This window comes from Buttiauxella gaviniae ATCC 51604 (genome assembly GCF_001654835.1).
GTDB classification, from domain to species: domain Bacteria; phylum Pseudomonadota; class Gammaproteobacteria; order Enterobacterales; family Enterobacteriaceae; genus Buttiauxella; species Buttiauxella gaviniae.
The window spans coordinates 19,050-35,517 of sequence record NZ_LXEP01000025.1; the positions used below are offsets into that span (position 1 = coordinate 19,050).

Sequence of the window (16,468 nt, forward strand, 5' to 3'; positions counted from 1 at the left end):
AGTCACAGTTCTCAAATCAAAAGGGTAACGCTATGAAAAATATCAACCCAACGCAGACCGCTGCATGGCAGGCTTTACAGGCGCATTTTGACGAAATGAAAGACGTCACAATCGCTGAGCTGTTTGCTCAGGATGCCGACCGCTTTGGTAAATTCTCCGCCACTTTCGACGACTTAATGCTGGTGGATTACTCCAAAAACCGCATCACCGAAGAAACCCTGACCAAGCTGCAAGCGTTGGCAAAAGAGACGGATTTGCAAGGCGCGATCAAATCCATGTTCGCTGGCGAGAAGATTAACCGTACTGAAGACCGTGCTGTGCTGCACGTTGCACTGCGTAACCGCAGCAACACCCCAATCATTGTTGATGGCAAAGATGTGATGCCCGAAGTTAACGCTGTGCTTGAGAAGATGAAAACCTTCTCTGAGAGCATCATCAGCGGTAACTGGAAAGGCTACACCGGTAAAGCGATTACTGACATTGTGAACATCGGTATCGGCGGTTCAGACCTCGGCCCATTCATGGTGACCGAAGCGCTGCGTCCTTACAAAAACCACCTCAACATGCACTTTGTGTCTAACGTTGACGGGACTCACATTGCTGAAGTGCTGAAGAATGTTGACCCGGAAACCACGCTGTTCCTGGTCGCGTCTAAAACCTTCACCACGCAAGAAACCATGACCAACGCCCACAGCGCGCGCGACTGGTTCCTGGCAACTGCTGGCGATAACAAACACGTCGCGAAACACTTCGCCGCGCTGTCTACTAACGCGAAAGCGGTTGGCGAATTCGGTATCGACACGGCCAACATGTTTGAGTTCTGGGATTGGGTTGGCGGTCGTTATTCCCTGTGGTCTGCAATTGGCTTGTCCATCATCCTGTCTGTGGGTTACGAAAACTTCGTAGAACTGCTGTCTGGCGCACACGCCATGGACCAGCATTTCGCAAACACTCCAGCAGAACAGAACCTGCCAGTGCTGCTGGCGCTGATCGGTATCTGGTATAACAATTTCTTCGGCGCTGAAACCGAAGCAATTCTGCCATACGACCAGTACATGCACCGCTTTGCTGCTTACTTCCAGCAGGGCAACATGGAATCCAACGGTAAGTATGTTGACCGTAACGGCAACGCTGTGGATTACCAGACTGGCCCAATCATCTGGGGCGAGCCTGGTACTAACGGTCAGCACGCGTTTTACCAGCTGATTCACCAGGGCACCAAAATGGTTCCGTGTGATTTCATCGCACCAGCAACCAGCCACAACCCACTTTCTGACCATCATCCAAAACTACTGTCTAACTTCTTTGCTCAGACAGAAGCACTGGCATTTGGTAAAGCTCGCGAAGTGGTTGAGCAGGAATATGCAGCTCAGGGTCTGGATCCTAAAACCCTGGATCACGTTGTGCCGTTCAAAGTGTTCGAAGGCAACCGCCCAACCAACTCCATCCTGCTGCGTGAAATCACTCCGTTTAGCCTCGGTGCACTGATTGCGCTGTATGAGCACAAGATCTTTACTCAGGGTGCAATCCTGAACATCTTCACCTTCGATCAGTGGGGCGTGGAATTAGGTAAGCAACTGGCTAACCGTATTCTGCCAGAGTTGGGTGATGCGTCAGAAGTTGGCAGCCACGATAGCTCGACTAACGGATTAATTAATCGCTACAAGTCATGGCGTGCTTAATACCCGTCATACTTCAAGTTGTGGCGGTGTTGGCTGCACTTACTCACCCCAGTCACTTACCTTTGTAAGCTCCTGGGATTCGTAAGTTTGCCGCCTGGCCACAACTCGAATTATTTAGGGTATGAGTAATAGACATTAAATATAAGCCGGCCTTATGGTCGGCTTATTTATTTAAATAAGATAATTCCCCTTGCCGCTTAATATCCTCGAATTACCTCGCTGAGGTTAATCCTAAAAAAACCTATAACCTGATAATTCAGCAGGTTTACTTTCGGATTAATAAGATTATATTTTCTCTTAATTATATTTTAAATGTCTGTTTTTTATCATCTAAATGGAATAAAAATTTTGCCTATATAGTTATATTTCCATTTGTCTTAAAGCGTCCCTCATATATCCATTCGCGGCCTAACGCTATTACTTGTTGTGTATACTCGAAAACGCCTGAAATTCCTTTTGGGCAAATCTCCATTCATTCAATGAAGGGAAATTGTTATGAAGAAAGTTCTTTATGGCGCTTTAGCCATATTCACGCTGGCAGCAGCTGGTGCGGCGAGTGCTGATCCGGTAGCAGTCGGTGAAGCCGCTGGTGCACAAGCTACTTATGAGTCCGCAGGGAGTTCTACTGCGGCCAGTGCCAGCACTGTCGGGTCAGCAGTGGGTGTAGCACTTGCTGCAACCGGTGGCGGTGATGGTTCCAATACTGGGACCACAACAACTACAACGACCAGCACCCGTTAATTTCGCGGGTGATTTAACTCTAACCACACTTCGGTGTGGTTATTTCGACTCCGGGGAAACCTCGTGCAGCGACTCGTAATTATTCTTGCTTGCCTTGTACTTCAGGCTTGTTCTGCCACTACGCAAGGCCTTGGTTCATCGCTCTGGCACAGCATTGTCGGTAGTGACGGCGTACAACTGACCAATGACGACATTCAGAATATGCGCTACGCCAGCCAGTACATGAGCATTAATAACGGCCCACAAATATTTGTCGTTCTGGCATATGACGAAAACGGCCAGCAAAAATGGGTAACGCAAGACCGGGCGATGATCGTCACCGAACAAGGCCGCATCGTAAAAACCACCGGCCTTGGCGACAACCTCCAGCAAGTGACCAATACGCCAAACGACCCGCTGGTACACGCAAATCAGATAACCGATGGCGCGAGTTGGATACGGCAAATGGCCTGGACCGAACACCAGCAGGTGCGAATGGCAACAGTGCATTCAACCTTTACCTGGGATGGCACCGACACGCTAAAAGTTGCTGAAAGCACCACGCCCGTTCGCGTGCTGAACGAAGAAGTTACCGCTTCCGGCAAAACCTGGCATAACCGCTTTTTGATCGATAGCGAAGGCCATGTCCGCCAGTCAAAACAATATATTGGCCCGGATTATTGGCCTGTCACCACGACTTTGTTGAAGGCGGCAAAAGAATGAAAATAAACGCCAACTCTGGGTGGATGGCGCTTTGCCTGGCCACCCTGCAACTCAGTGCTTATTCGTATGCCGCCGGGAATGTGACTATTTATCCTGGCAATCAGCAACTCACCAACGTAGAGCGCCTCGGTGATTTAGTCTCTCAGCCCTCACTTGTGCGGGCCTGGTGGCCTGGCTCGGTGATTAGCGAACGGCAGGCAACGGCGGTTGCAGAACAAGAGCACCAGAAACTGTTAGCGAATTTATCGGGCTTTGCTGCCGAAGAAGACGGTGACGATGCCGCAGCTATCAATGGCGTGCGCCAGCAAATGCAGGCCCTTCACGTTACCGGGCGGCAGTTTGTCGATCTCGACCCGGACTGGGTGCGTGTTCACCCTCGCGCCAATGTTCCACTGCAAGGTGATTACAGCCTGTGGGCCGGGCCGCAGCCTTCAACTATCACGCTGATGGGGTTGGTGAGTTCACCAGGAGTAAAACCTTTCGTTGCCGGGCGCAGCGCCGACGAATATCTCGATGGTATCGACAAACTCAGTGGCGCCGACCGTAGTTTCGCATGGGTGATTTACCCGGACGGCAAAACGCAAAAAGCGCCAGTGGCCTACTGGAATAACCACCATGTCGAACTCACTCCAGGCAGCATCTTGTTTGTCGGCTTTAAAGAGCGACTATTTAATTCTGATTTCAACGACTTGAATCAGCAAATCCTTAACTCTCTGACTCATCGGAGACCGGATTGATGAAGAAAAAATATCTCTACAGCCTGCTCGCGCTGGCCGTATCTACTGCCTGCCAGGCAGAAACCTTTCCAGACCCTGTAGGGCCGTCACAATCGGATTTCGGCGGTGTGGGTTTGCTGCAAACACCGACTGCACGCATGGCGCGAGAAGGCGAGTTTAGCCTTAACTATCGCGATAACGATCAGTACCGTTTTTACTCAGCCTCAGTGCAGCTTTTCCCATGGCTGGAAACCACATTGCGCTACACCGATGTCCGCACCAGAGAGTACAGCAGCGTCGAAGCATTCTCGGGAAACCAGACTTACAAAGATAAAGCCTTCGATATGAAAGTGCGTCTTTGGGAAGAAGGCTATTACCTGCCGCAGGTGGCGGTGGGGGTTCGTGACTTGGGCGGTACAGGCCTGTTCGACAGTGAATACGTTGTGGCGAGCAAAGCCTGGGGGCCGTTCGATTTCACGCTCGGTATGGGCTGGGGTTACATGGGCACCAGCGGCAATGTGAAAAACCCGTTTTGCGAAGTGAGCGATGGCTTCTGCTATCGGGATAACAGTTATAACCAGGCTGGTTCGTTCAACTTTAGCGGCATGTTCCATGGCCCGGCATCACTGTTTGGCGGTATTGAATACCAGACTCCGTGGCAGCCGCTGCGCCTGAAAGCGGAATACGAAGGTAACAATTACACTCAGGATTTCGCTGGCAAACTCGAGCAACGCAGCAACTTTAACGTCGGCGCTATCTATCGCGTCACCGATTGGGCCGACGTTAACGTCAGCTATGAACGTGGCAATACCTTTATGTTTGGGGTGACGTTGCGAACTAACTTCAACGATTTGCGACCAGGATATAACGACAATCGTCGCCCGCAATACCAACCGCAGCCGCAAGATGAAATTTTACAACCGACGGTTGTCGCAAATCAGCTGACGCTTCTTAAATACAATGCTGGCCTGGCAAACCCGAATATTCAGGTGAAAGGCGATACCCTATATGTCACGGGTGAGCAGGTGAAATACCGCGACTCCCGTGAAGGGATTGAGCGCGCAAACCGCATCATCATGAATGACCTGCCGGAGAATATTCGCACCATCCGTGTGACGGAAACCCGCCTGAATATGCCGCAAGTAACGACCCAAACGGATGTCGCCAGCCTGCAAAATCATCTGGAAGGTGAGCCGCTTGGGCACGAAACACAACTGGTGCAAAAACGTGTTGAGCCGGTCATTCCGGAGAAAACCGAGCAGGGATATTTCATCGATAAATCGAAAGTGAACTTCTCGATTAACCCGGTGTTGAACCAGTCTGTTGGCGGGCCAGAGAGCTTCTACATGTACCAGGTTGGCGTAATGGGAACCGCTGACTGGTGGGTGACGGATCACTTGCTAACCACCGGTAGCCTGTTTGCCAATATCGCCAATAACTACGACAAATTTAACTACACCAATCCACCTAACGACTCAACGCTGCCGCGCGTGCGTACCCATGTGCGTGACTACGTTGAGAACGATATTTACGTCAATAACCTGCAAGCCAACTACTTCCAGTATTTGGGCAACAGCTGGTATGGGCAGGTGTACGGTGGCTATCTCGAAACTATGTATGGCGGGGTGGGTGCCGAGGTCTTGTATCGTCCCGTCGACAGCAATTGGGCCATTGGCGCGAACGCCAACTACGTCAAACAGCGTGACTGGCGTAGTGCGCAGGACATGATGAAGTTCACCGATTACAGCGCGCCAACCGGCCATATCACCGGCTACTGGACCCCACCGTTTGCCGATGACGTGTTGATTAAACTCAGCATCGGCCAGTATCTGGCGAAAGATAAGGGCGGTACGCTGGAGATCTCCAAACGCTTCGACAGCGGCGTGGTTGTCGGGACTTATGCGACCATAACCAACGTGTCGAAAGAAGAGTACGGGGAAGGGGACTTCACCAAAGGTTTCTACGTGAATGTGCCGCTGGATATCTTCTCCTCGTCACCAACCCGCAACCGTGCACAAGTGAGCTGGACACCGTTGACGCGTGACGGTGGGCAGATGGTGGGACGTAAGTTTGAGTTGTATGGGATGACGAGCGATCGGGATATTAATTTTAGGTAACGAGGGTTTATTGGAACCTGATGGGGTTCCAATAATTAGGTTTATATGTGTATGTAAGAATGCATTTTTTCGGTCACTAAGCATTTAGTGACCTCTGCAGTTACCAAAACTGTGAACGGAACCTTCACCGTACAGCCCATACGTAATAGCCCAACGGTTATATAAGTAAATAATTGAGAACCGCATCACATTTTTAACGTATAACAACACCTCTATACCAGAACAAGAGGCGTTCCTATGACAACCACCCCCGGCGTTGAGCTCATCGCTAAACTTATGCAAATGGTCCTCAATCTGGCGTTGCTTGCGCTTGGCCTGATCCTCATCATCTTCCTGGGTAAAGAGACGCTGCATTTAGCCACATCGTTATTTGCACCCACCGATCAAGCCAGCAAATACCAGCTGATAGAAGGGCTGGTGGTTTACTTCCTGTACTTCGAATTTATCGCGTTGATCGTTAAATACTTTCAGTCGGGTTATCACTTCCCTCTGCGCTACTTTATCTATATCGGTATCACCGCCATTGTGCGTCTTATCATCATCGACCATAAAGATCCGCGCGATGTGCTGATTTACTCAGGAGCAATCCTTGTGCTGGTGATTACGCTGTGGCTGTGTAACAGCAACCGTTTAAAACGAGAATAAAAAAAGGCGGCCCAAGGGCCGCCATAAGTAAATCCAAGGTCAAATGAGGGTTTTGCAGTGGCATTACGTAATGTGAAGCAATAACTAACAGGAAATCTTAACCCTTCACCCCGCCAGCCGTCAGACCGCTCACCAGCCAGCGCTGCGCCAGTAAGAACACGACAGTAATCGGGATTGCAGAAAGTACAGCGGCTGCGGCAAAGTCGCCCCACAGGTAGTTTTGTGGGTTGAGGTATTGCTGCATACCGACCGCCAGGGTGTAGCTGTTAACATCGCGCAGCAACAATGAGGCCACTGGCACTTCGGTAATTGCGGCGATAAACGACAGAATAAATACCACCGCCAGAATCGGTACAGAGAGCGGCAAAAGCACCAAGCGGAAGGCTTGCCATGGGGTTGCGCCATCCAGTGCTGCGGCTTCTTCCAGTGAGTTATCAATCGTTTCGAAATAGCCCTTAATCGTCCATACATGTAGCGCGATGCCGCCAAGATAGGCAAAGATCACCCCACCATGTGTATTCAAACCGATAAACGGAATGTACTGGCCGAGGCGGTCAAACAAGGCGTACAACGCCACCAGTGACAGTACCGCCGGGAACATCTGGAAAATCAGCATCCCTTTCAGCAGTGTGGCTTTGCCCGGGAAGCGCATACGGGCAAAAGCGTAGGCACAAGTGGTGGAAAGCGTCACGATACCCAGCGCGGTAATGACCGCGATTTTGATCGAGTTCCACAACCATAACAGCACCGGGAACGGCGGTGGCGTGACGCTGCCATCGGCATGTTGCACGCTGAATCCGAGCGCTAATTTCCAGTGTTCCCAGGAGATTTGGTCCGGGATCAGGCTGCCTGTCGCGAAGTTACCCGGACGCAGCGAAATCGCAATGACCATCAGCAGCGGGAACATGATCGCGGCGATAAATATCAGTAACAGTAAGTGCGTCGTGAAGAGTCGCAGCTTTTGAGATTTGGGTTGAACCATAGCCATAATATTTATTACTCCTTAAACACCGCTCCAGGCTATTTTGCTTGCCATTTTGAACCTGGGCTGTGCTCAAAATCCTCACGTACTACGTGTACGCTCCGGTTTTTCCGCGCAGTCCGTGTTCAAACTGACTGCGCCAATTGCGCCTGGTCTTTTCAGGCTTAATCAAACTTCATACGGGTGGCTTTCAGGTTAACAATCGCTAATGCGCCAACCAGAATGAAGATAAGCGTTGCAATAGCCGCAGCTAAACCAAAGTCCTGACCGCCGCCGCCTTCGAAGGCGATGCGGTAGGTGTAGCTCACCAGCAAGTCCGTATAACCCGCAGGCGTTGTGGTTCCCAGGCGGTCCGGGCCACCATTGGTTAACAGTTGAATCAGCACGAAGTTGTTAAAGTTAAAGGCAAAGCTTGCGATCATCAGTGGCGTCAGCGGCTTAATCAGCAGCGGCAGCGTAATCTTAAAGAAGTTCTGGAACGGGCCGGCGCCATCCATTGCCGAGGCTTCGTACAGGTCATCTGGAATTGCTTTTAACAAGCCCATGCACAGAATCATCATGTACGGATAACCCAACCACGTATTCACGATAATAATCATTGAACGCGCGGTGGTCGGGTCGCTAAACCAGGCCGGTTTGATACCAAACAGTGAGCTCAACATCATGTTGATTTCACCGAAGCTTTGGTTGAACAAGCCTTTGAAAATCAGGATAGAAATAAACGATGGCACTGCATATGGCAGTATCAACATCACGCGATAAATCGCTTTGCCTTTCAGCGATTCCCACTGCACAACGCAGGCCAGAATCATGCCAACCGCCACGGTGAGAATCACCGTCAGGATTGAGAAGATCACCGTCCAGACGAAAATCGCCATAAACGGTTTCTGGATGCCTTCATCGTGGAATACACGCAGGAAGTTCTTCCAGCCGATAGTCACCGTGTAGCCTGGGCTTAACTGCTCGTTGCCCCAGTTACCGTCGGCATTTACAGACTGATAGAAACCAGTGCCGTTATTCGGGCGGTACTTCACGCCGCTTTGGTTGTTGGTCAGTTCACCCTTTTCACCTTCAGTGTAAAGCGGGCGTGTGCCGGAGAACTGACGCAGGGAGCTCATGGTCAGGGTGCTTTCATCAGGCATTTCAGCTGTGATTTGCGTCAGCGATGCACGGTTTTGCGTAATCACGCGCAGATTGGCTTTTTCACCTGCAGGAAGAGCATCGGCGTCTTTCAGTTTCAGGTGTTGAGCACCACCAAACTTAAAGGTATCGGAGATAAAATTCTTGCCTGACTCGCCGTCAGTCAGCGCGAGTTGCCACTCATCGCCCGCCGGGTAAAGGCCAAAGTTAAAGGTTTTTCCCGCCTGATACTGGCGGTCCATCAGCACCTGCTGTGCGCGTTCTTGAGTCAGTTGGTTTGTGCTGCTGTAGTTGGTGAAAGCAATGGCGATGGTACAAACCAGTGGGAACAGAACAAACAGCCCCATGCCAGCAAGGCCTGGGTAAACATAGCGCCAGGCGTAAGCCTTACGATTTGCATAAATGTATAAGCCAAGTGAGCTTAAAATCAGCGTCATAATGGCGAACAGGTACTCCCCCTGGGCGTACATTAATACGACAAGATAACCAACTAGCAGTCCCATCAGGCCGATGACTGACCATTTCAGTGCATCGCTTTGCCACCAGTGGTTCTTTTTAACTACATCCATGGGGTCTTCCTCTATACCCTTCATACTTCAAGTTGCCTCTTTGTTGGCTGTGAGAGCTGGCCCGAATCACTTAGTTTACTAAGCTCATTGGGACTCATTCTCTTGCCGCCTCGATGCAACTCGAATTATTTTGGGTATCTAATCATATTATTATTTTCCCTCTCTTTTCAGAGAGGGAATTGACCAGATACTTACTTAGTGATACGTCCCTGAGCGTCTTTCAACGCTTCATCAACAGTCTGGCGACCGCTAACTGCGTTGATGACTGCGGTACGAACGGCATACCAGAACGCAGACATCTGCGGCACGTTTGGCATGATTTCGCCTTTCTGGGCGTTATCCATGGTGGCGGCGATACGTGGGTCTTTCGCCAGTTGATCCTGGTAAGATTTGAGTGCAACTGCACCCAATGGCTTGTCTTTGTTGACTTCAGCCAGACCCTGGTCGGTCATCAGGTAGTTTTCCAGGAACTCTTTCGCCAGTTCTTTGTTAGGGCTGGCGGCGTTAATACCGGCACTGAGCACACCCACGAACGGTTTAGATGCTTTACCTTTGAAGGTTGGCAGCAGCGTTACGCCGTAATTGATTTTGCTCTTATCGATGTTGGACCATGCCCACGGGCCGTTGATGGTCATCGCGGTTTCGCCTTTGTTAAAGGCCGCTTCTGCGATGGAGTAGTCGGTATCCGCGTTCATCTCTTTGTTTTTAATCATGTTGACCAAGAAGCTCAGGCCAGCTTTCGCGCCTGCGCTATCCACGCCAACATCTTTCACGTCGTATTTGCCGTTTTCGAGTTTGAACGCATAACCACCGTCAGCAGCGATAAGCGGCCAGGTGAAGTACGGTTCTTGCAGGTTGAACATCAACGCACTCTTACCTTTCGCTTTCAGCTGCTTATCGAGTGCTGGGATCTCTTCCCAGGTTTTCGGCGGATTAGGTAACAGGTCTTTGTTGTAAATCAGAGAGAGTGCTTCAACCGCAACTGGGTAAGCGATGATCTTGCCGTTGTAACGAACTGCGTCCCAGGTAAATGGATAGAGTTTGTCCTGGAAAGCTTTGTCTGGAGTGATTTCGGCCAGCAGGCCAGATTGTGCATAACCACCGAAACGGTCGTGTGCCCAGAAGATGATGTCCGGGCCATCGCCAGTTGCCGCAACTTGTGGGAATTTTTCTTCCAGTTTGTCCGGGTGTTCGATGGTGACTTTGATACCGGTGTCTTTCTCAAACTTCTTACCAACTTCAGCAAGGCCGTTATAGCCTTTGTCACCATTAATCCAGATGACCAGTTTGCCTTCTTCTATTTTAGCCAGTGCAGAGGCGGAAAACATCATCGTTGTCAGGGCAGACAGAGCGAGGATGCGGGCGCCAGTTTTAATTTTCATATTTATTCCCATCCTTTGAATGGTGGTTTGCTATGCGCGTGGATACATCAAGGTCAAGGTAGTGGCGTTACGGATGCCAGTTTGCGCAGATGGCAAGTGCTTCTCATCCTCCTTAGCCCTACGCCCCCACCCTGGTATCTGTGATCGCCATTACATAACTGACAGTTATGTGTTCTGGCGCACACAAAACCCCACGGAAAATTGAAACGAAGATCACGAAAAACTGTCGCGCCCACTGTAACCGGTTGCAGAAACTCGCTTCTCATCCTCCCGCCTCCTCCCCCATTAAAAACAGCAGGGTGGAGGATTCACGAAATGTATCGATCCGTCATAGTCCGACACATCTTGAATCACCTGCCGTTTAGCAGAGTGACGGAATGAAGGGAGAAGTACATGGCAAGCGTACAGCTACGGAACGTAACGAAAGCCTGGGGTGATGTGGTGGTATCGAAAGATATCAACCTCGACATTCAAGAAGGTGAGTTCGTGGTTTTTGTTGGACCGTCAGGCTGCGGTAAATCCACTCTGTTACGCATGATTGCAGGTCTGGAAACGATCACTAGCGGTGATTTATTCATCGGTGATACCCGCATGAACGACATCCCACCCGCTGAGCGTGGCGTCGGCATGGTATTCCAGTCTTATGCTCTTTATCCCCATCTTTCCGTTGCTGAAAACATGTCCTTCGGGCTGAAGCTGGCAGGTGCCAAGAAAAGCGATATCAATCAGCGTGTCACCCAGGTTTCAGAAACTTTGCAACTGGGGCATTTATTAGAACGTCGCCCGAAAGCACTTTCTGGTGGCCAGCGGCAGCGCGTAGCTATTGGCCGTACGCTGGTGGCTGAACCACGTGTATTCCTGCTTGATGAACCTCTTTCAAACCTTGATGCGGCACTGCGTGTGCAGATGCGTATTGAGATTTCCCGACTGCATAAGCGCCTTGGTCGCACCATGATTTACGTTACCCACGACCAGGTCGAAGCGATGACGCTTGCCGACAAAATTGTGGTGCTGGACGCAGGCCGCGTTGCGCAGGTGGGTAAACCACTCGAGTTATATCACTACCCGGCGGATCGTTTTGTTGCGGGCTTTATTGGCTCGCCAAAAATGAACTTCCTGCCAGTAAAAGTCACCGCTACTGCCATTGATCAAGTGCAGGTTGAATTACCGAACCGTCAGCAAGTCTGGCTGCCGGTAGAAAGTAAGGAAGTGCAGGTCGGTGCCAACATGTCTCTCGGTATTCGCCCAGAACACCTACTGCCAAGCGACATCGCCGACGTCACTCTCGAAGGCGAAGTACAGGTTGTTGAACAGCTTGGTCATGAAACTCAGATTCATATCCAAATCCCCGCCATCCGTCAGAACCTGGTGTACCGCCAGAATGACGTGGTGTTGGTAAAAGAGGGTGCCACATTCGCTATTGGCTTGCCGCCAGAACGTTGCCATCTGTTCCGAGAAGATGGCACCGCATGTCGTCGGTTGCATCAAGAGCCAGGTGTTTAAGCATTCCCATAAAAAAGAAAAGCAATGATCTCAGGAGATAGAACGATGATTACTCTGCGCAAACTCCCACTGGCAGTCGCCGTAGCAGCAGGCGTTATGTCTGTTCAGGCCCTGGCTGTGGATTTCCACGGTTACGCCCGTTCTGGTATCGGCTGGACCGGTAGCGGCGGCCCGCAAGAATGTTTCCAGGCAACTGGTGCTCAGTCTAAATATCGTCTGGGTAACGAGTGCGAAACGTACGCGGAAATTAAATTAGGTCAGGAAGTCTGGAAAGAAGGCGATAAGAGCTTCTATTTCGATTCCAACATTGCCTATAACTCTCCGCAGTTGAATGACTGGGAAGACACCAACACCCCGGCGATTCGTGAATTCAACGTGCAGGGTAAAAACCTGATCGACTCGTTGCCTGGCGCAAACATGTGGGCTGGTAAGCGTTTCTACCAACGTCATGACGTCCACATGATCGACTTCTACTACTGGGATATTTCTGGTCCTGGTGCTGGTCTGGAAAACATTGACGTAGGCACAGGTAAACTTTCCTTCGCAGCAACTCGTTCTTCTGAGTCAGGCGGTTCTTCAGCGTTCGGCGATCGCGACCCGGTAACTGGCGAACGTACCTACAACAACAAAGTGCCAAACGACGTATTTGACGTGCGTTGGGCTGGTATTGAAACTAACCCTGGCGGCACACTGGAGCTGGGCGTTGACTACGGCCACACCAACATTCCTGACGACTACTACCTGCAACCAGGTGCGTCGAAAGATGGTTGGATGGGTACCCTTGAACATACGCAAAGTATGATGAAAGGTTTCAACAAATTCGTTGTGCAGTATGCAACTGACTCTATGACTTCGCAGGGCAAAGGCCAGGCGCAGGGCGGTAGTGTAAACAACGACGGCAGCATGATTCGTGTTCTCGACCACGGTGCGATCACTCTGGCTGACCAATGGGACCTGATGTACGTTGCGATGTACCAGAACCTGGATATGGATGATAACCAGGGTACTGAATGGTACACCGTAGGTGTGCGCCCAATGTACAAATGGACGCCAATCATGAGCACCTTGCTGGAAGTTGGCTACGACAACGTGAAATCCCAGGAAACTGGCGATCGTAACGGTCAGTACAAAATTACCCTGGCACAACAATGGCAGGCAGGCGACAGCATCTGGTCACGTCCGGCACTGCGTCTGTTCGCAACTTACGCCAAATGGGATGAGAAATGGGGTTACGCGAAAGATGCCAACGGCGACAACACTCGCTTTGCTATCTCTGACTCTACCGGTAACGGCAACTTCTCTACCAGCCGTGGCGATGACGACGAATTCACTTTCGGTGCCCAGATGGAAATCTGGTGGTAATACAGCATTAACCTGAAGTGAAGAAATGATGGGGAGTTCGCCACTGAACTCCCCATCATGATTACCCTCTATGCCAATGCTTGTTTCGATGGAAAGTGCTATTGCCTGGCTAACTTTCCACCGATTTCCCATTCGAGGTCTATAAAAATGAAAATGAAAAAAAGTATCCTCGCACTCTGCCTTTCTGCAGGGTTGCTCGCCAGCGTTCCCGGAATCAGTCTGGCAGATATCAATATTGTTCCACAGGATGTTTCTGCCGCGCCGTCAATTCCTGAATCTGCATTACAAAATCTTGTCTGGACGCCGGTTACCCAAAACAAACTGCATTCCACAAACCTTGCGACTGGCGGACAGTCCCTCGGTGTCGCTGACATTATTGGCCCGGTAGCGGCTTACAGCATCCCGGCGGGTATTGGTGAACTGACTATTACCCTTACCAGCGTCGTTGAAAAAGATACGGTCTTTGCGCCAAACGTACTGGTTTTGGATCAAAACCTGCGCCCAGCTGCATACTTCCCAAGCAGTTTCTTTGCCTACCAGGAACCAGGCGTGATGTCTGATAACCGCCTGGAAGGGACGTTTAAATTAACGCCAGCACTGGGGCAGCAAAAACTCTATTTATTGGTCTTCACCACCAGTAAAGATGCACAACAAACCACGAAGATGATTGATCCGGCCAAAGCCTATGCCAAAGGCAATGGGAACGCGATCCCAGATATTCCAGACCCAATTGCCAGCCACGGCACGACGGGCACGCTGAAATTGCGGGTAAAAACCTCTTCTGGTTCAAGTATTTTAGTAGGGCCACTCTTTGGTTCATCTGGCCCAGATCCTGTGACAGTGGGTAACACCGTAGCGCCTGCTACCGCTTATGCCGCACCTGTTGCAGCAACAGCCGCAGCGCCTGTAGCCGCTCCGGCTCCTGCCGCGAAAAAAGAACCCGTGCTTAGCGATACAGAGAGCTACTTCAACCAGGCAATCAAAGATGCAGTAGCGAAAGGCGATGTTGATAAAGCCCTGAAACTGCTGGATGAAGCTGAACGTCTGGGATCGACTAGCGCCCGTAAAACCTTTATCAGCAGTGTAAAAGGCAAGGGGTGATGGTTTCCCCGCAGTGCTGATGTTTGAAGTTTGGTGCGCATACTTATGCGCACCTTTTTTTGCCCGTCATATTTCAAGCGGCCTCGGCGTTGACTGCTCTCACTCACCCTAATCACTTACCCTGGTAAGCTCATAGGGATTCGTTCGTTTGCCGCCTTGATTCAACTCGAATGATTTAGAAGGCCTCCGACCTGTTAAATTGTTGTGAGCTTTTCCCTGCCCCGCTATACCTATTCTGCGTTACAATGACTGCCGGTTTTGTTTCGGAGAAATTCCCATGTCTGACGCGCTTTCGCCACTGCGCGCCTTACGTTTTGAAGCTACGATTCCCGAGGAGCTGAGTGCATCGCTTCTTGACTGGTTGTTGCTTGAAGACTCAATGACCAAACGCTTTGAGCAGTATTGTTCCAGGGTTACTGCCCGCATTGTGCGTGAAGGTTTTTTCGAATCGCGTATCGTTCTTCCTGAAGCTGATATGTTGCCTAAGTCCAGCCGTTATTGGTTGCGTGAAGTTGTGCTTTGCGGTGACGATGAGCCCTGGCTTTTGGGGCGTACCGTGGTGCCTGAATCAACCCTTGAAGGACCAGAGCTTGCTTTACAAAAGCTCGGGACCACGCCGCTTGGACGCTACCTGTTTAGTTCATCTTCCCTGACACGGGATTTTATTGAGATTGGCCGTAGTTCGGAGCTGTGGGGGCGTCGTTCCCGCCTGAGATTAGCTGGAAAGCCGCTGGTGCTTACCGAGTTATTCCTTCCTGCTTCTCCGTTGTATCGAGAGGAAAAATAATGGAGTGGAGTCTGAAACAGGGTAAATGGCAGGCGTATCAACGTCTGATGCGACTTGATAAGCCAATTGGCTCGCTTTTGTTGTTATGGCCCACCCTATGGGCGCTGTGGCTTGCGACACCGGGAGTGCCTCCGCTAACTATTTTATGCGTGTTTATAGCCGGAGTGTGGATGATGCGCGCTGCGGGTTGCGTGGTGAATGACTACGCCGACCGCAAATTTGATGGTCACGTGAAACGCACGGCGCACAGGCCATTGCCGAGCGGGGCTGTAAGCGAGAAAGAAGCGCGTATCTTATTTGCGGTACTGGTAGTGCTCTCGTTTTTACTGGTTCTGACGCTAAATACCATGACGATTTTATTATCGGTGGCGGGGTTAGCGCTGGCATGGGTTTACCCGTTTATGAAGCGCTACACTCATCTGCCGCAAGTAGTGCTAGGGGCCGCATTTGGCTGGTCAATCCCTATGGCATTTGCCGCAGTGAGTGAGTCTGTTCCACTTAGCTGTTGGCTGATGTTTTTAACCAATATTTGCTGGGCTGTAGCTTATGACACGCAGTACGCAATGGTTGACCGCGATGATGATCTGAAAATCGGTATTAAATCCACAGCGATCTTATTTGGCCGCTATGACAATCTGATTATCGGTATTTTGCAGTTTACTGTGATGGTGTTGTTGGCGGTGATTGGCTGGTTAAACGGATTAGGTGGGGCGTTCTACTGGTCTATTGCGCTAGCGGGGATGCTCTTTGTTCATCAGCAACGGCTGACGGCGAATCGTGACCGTGATGCTTGTTTTAAAGCTTTCCTGAATAACAATTACGTTGGTCTGGTGCTGTTTATTGGGTTGGTGTTGAGTTACCTACACTTCTAATTATACCCATCGCCCTTCAAGTTGCAGGGTTGTTGGCTGCTCTCATTCACCCGAATCACTTACTTGAGTAAGCTCATCGGGATTCATTTGATTGCCGCCTACCTGCATCTCGAAGTAGCTCGGGTATAAGAAACAAAATGGCGGATGACACTTTGTTTATCCGCCAG

At 50.6% G+C, this 16,468-nt stretch carries 14 protein-coding genes; 11 read left to right on the forward strand and 3 right to left on the reverse strand.

What is annotated here, in order from left to right:
* The first annotated feature begins 32 nt into the window (after nucleotides 1–32).
* The 6 genes from pgi (at nucleotide 33) to psiE (ending at nucleotide 6,603) form a co-directional block, all read left to right on the forward strand.
* A complete protein-coding gene (gene pgi, locus M977_RS12245; RefSeq protein WP_064515339.1) occupies nucleotides 33–1,682 on the forward strand; it encodes a glucose-6-phosphate isomerase in 1,650 nt (549 codons plus the stop codon).
* Between the two features lie 495 nt (nucleotides 1,683–2,177).
* Nucleotides 2,178–2,423 carry an exopolysaccharide production protein YjbE gene (gene yjbE / locus M977_RS12250; RefSeq protein ID WP_064515341.1) on the forward strand — a complete coding sequence of 82 codons (246 nt, stop codon included), beginning with the start codon at nucleotides 2,178–2,180 and terminating at the stop codon, nucleotides 2,421–2,423.
* 63 nt (nucleotides 2,424–2,486) lie between these two features.
* On the forward strand, nucleotides 2,487–3,125 hold the full coding sequence (locus M977_RS12255; protein WP_064515343.1) for a YjbF family lipoprotein: 639 nt from the start codon (nucleotides 2,487–2,489) through the stop codon (nucleotides 3,123–3,125).
* Complete coding sequence (locus M977_RS12260) at nucleotides 3,122–3,862, forward strand: capsule biosynthesis GfcC D2 domain-containing protein (RefSeq protein WP_064515345.1); 741 nt, start codon at nucleotides 3,122–3,124, stop codon at nucleotides 3,860–3,862. The genes M977_RS12255 and M977_RS12260 overlap by 4 nt, the downstream gene beginning before the upstream one ends.
* Complete coding sequence (locus tag M977_RS12265) at nucleotides 3,862–5,958, forward strand: YjbH domain-containing protein (RefSeq protein WP_064515347.1); 2,097 nt, start codon at nucleotides 3,862–3,864, stop codon at nucleotides 5,956–5,958. Before M977_RS12260 ends, M977_RS12265 begins: the two co-directional genes overlap by 1 nt.
* A 237-nt stretch (nucleotides 5,959–6,195) precedes the next feature.
* Nucleotides 6,196–6,603 carry a phosphate-starvation-inducible protein PsiE gene (gene psiE, locus M977_RS12270; protein ID WP_064515349.1) on the forward strand — a complete coding sequence of 136 codons (408 nt, stop codon included), beginning with the start codon at nucleotides 6,196–6,198 and terminating at the stop codon, nucleotides 6,601–6,603.
* Nucleotides 6,604–6,700: 97 nt separating this feature from the next.
* On the opposite strand, the gene malG is transcribed toward psiE, so the two are convergent.
* The 3 genes from malG to malE all read right to left on the reverse strand — a co-directional run bounded on the left by malG (nucleotide 6,701) and on the right by malE (nucleotide 10,676).
* Nucleotides 6,701–7,591: a maltose ABC transporter permease MalG gene (gene malG, locus M977_RS12275; protein WP_064515351.1), complete on the reverse strand. Its 891-nt coding sequence runs from the start codon at nucleotides 7,589–7,591 to the stop codon at nucleotides 6,701–6,703.
* A 158-nt stretch (nucleotides 7,592–7,749) separates the two neighbouring features.
* The gene (gene malF / locus M977_RS12280) at nucleotides 7,750–9,294 is read right to left on the reverse strand and encodes a maltose ABC transporter permease MalF (RefSeq protein ID WP_064515353.1); all 1,545 of its coding nucleotides are present in this window, start codon (nucleotides 9,292–9,294) and stop codon (nucleotides 7,750–7,752) included.
* A gap of 191 nt (nucleotides 9,295–9,485) precedes the next feature.
* The gene (gene malE / locus M977_RS12285) at nucleotides 9,486–10,676 is read right to left on the reverse strand and encodes a maltose/maltodextrin ABC transporter substrate-binding protein MalE (RefSeq protein ID WP_064515355.1); all 1,191 of its coding nucleotides are present in this window, start codon (nucleotides 10,674–10,676) and stop codon (nucleotides 9,486–9,488) included.
* 393 nt (nucleotides 10,677–11,069) lie between these two features.
* On the opposite strand from malE, the gene malK reads away from it, so the two are divergent.
* The 5 genes from malK to ubiA all read left to right on the forward strand — a co-directional run bounded on the left by malK (nucleotide 11,070) and on the right by ubiA (nucleotide 16,301).
* Complete coding sequence (malK, locus tag M977_RS12290) at nucleotides 11,070–12,179, forward strand: maltose/maltodextrin ABC transporter ATP-binding protein MalK (protein WP_064515357.1); 1,110 nt, start codon at nucleotides 11,070–11,072, stop codon at nucleotides 12,177–12,179.
* Nucleotides 12,180–12,224: 45 nt separating this feature from the next.
* Complete coding sequence (locus M977_RS12295) at nucleotides 12,225–13,541, forward strand: maltoporin (protein WP_245163506.1); 1,317 nt, start codon at nucleotides 12,225–12,227, stop codon at nucleotides 13,539–13,541.
* Nucleotides 13,542–13,688: 147 nt separating this feature from the next.
* A complete protein-coding gene (gene malM, locus M977_RS12300) occupies nucleotides 13,689–14,642 on the forward strand; it encodes a maltose operon protein MalM (RefSeq protein ID WP_064515361.1) in 954 nt (317 codons plus the stop codon).
* Between the two features lie 277 nt (nucleotides 14,643–14,919).
* Nucleotides 14,920–15,429, forward strand: coding sequence for a chorismate lyase (gene ubiC / locus M977_RS12305; protein ID WP_064515363.1), 510 nt, complete (start codon nucleotides 14,920–14,922; stop codon nucleotides 15,427–15,429).
* Nucleotides 15,429–16,301 carry a 4-hydroxybenzoate octaprenyltransferase gene (ubiA, locus tag M977_RS12310; protein ID WP_064515365.1) on the forward strand — a complete coding sequence of 291 codons (873 nt, stop codon included), beginning with the start codon at nucleotides 15,429–15,431 and terminating at the stop codon, nucleotides 16,299–16,301. Before ubiC ends, ubiA begins: the two co-directional genes overlap by 1 nt.
* Nucleotides 16,302–16,468: the final 167 nt, after the last annotated feature.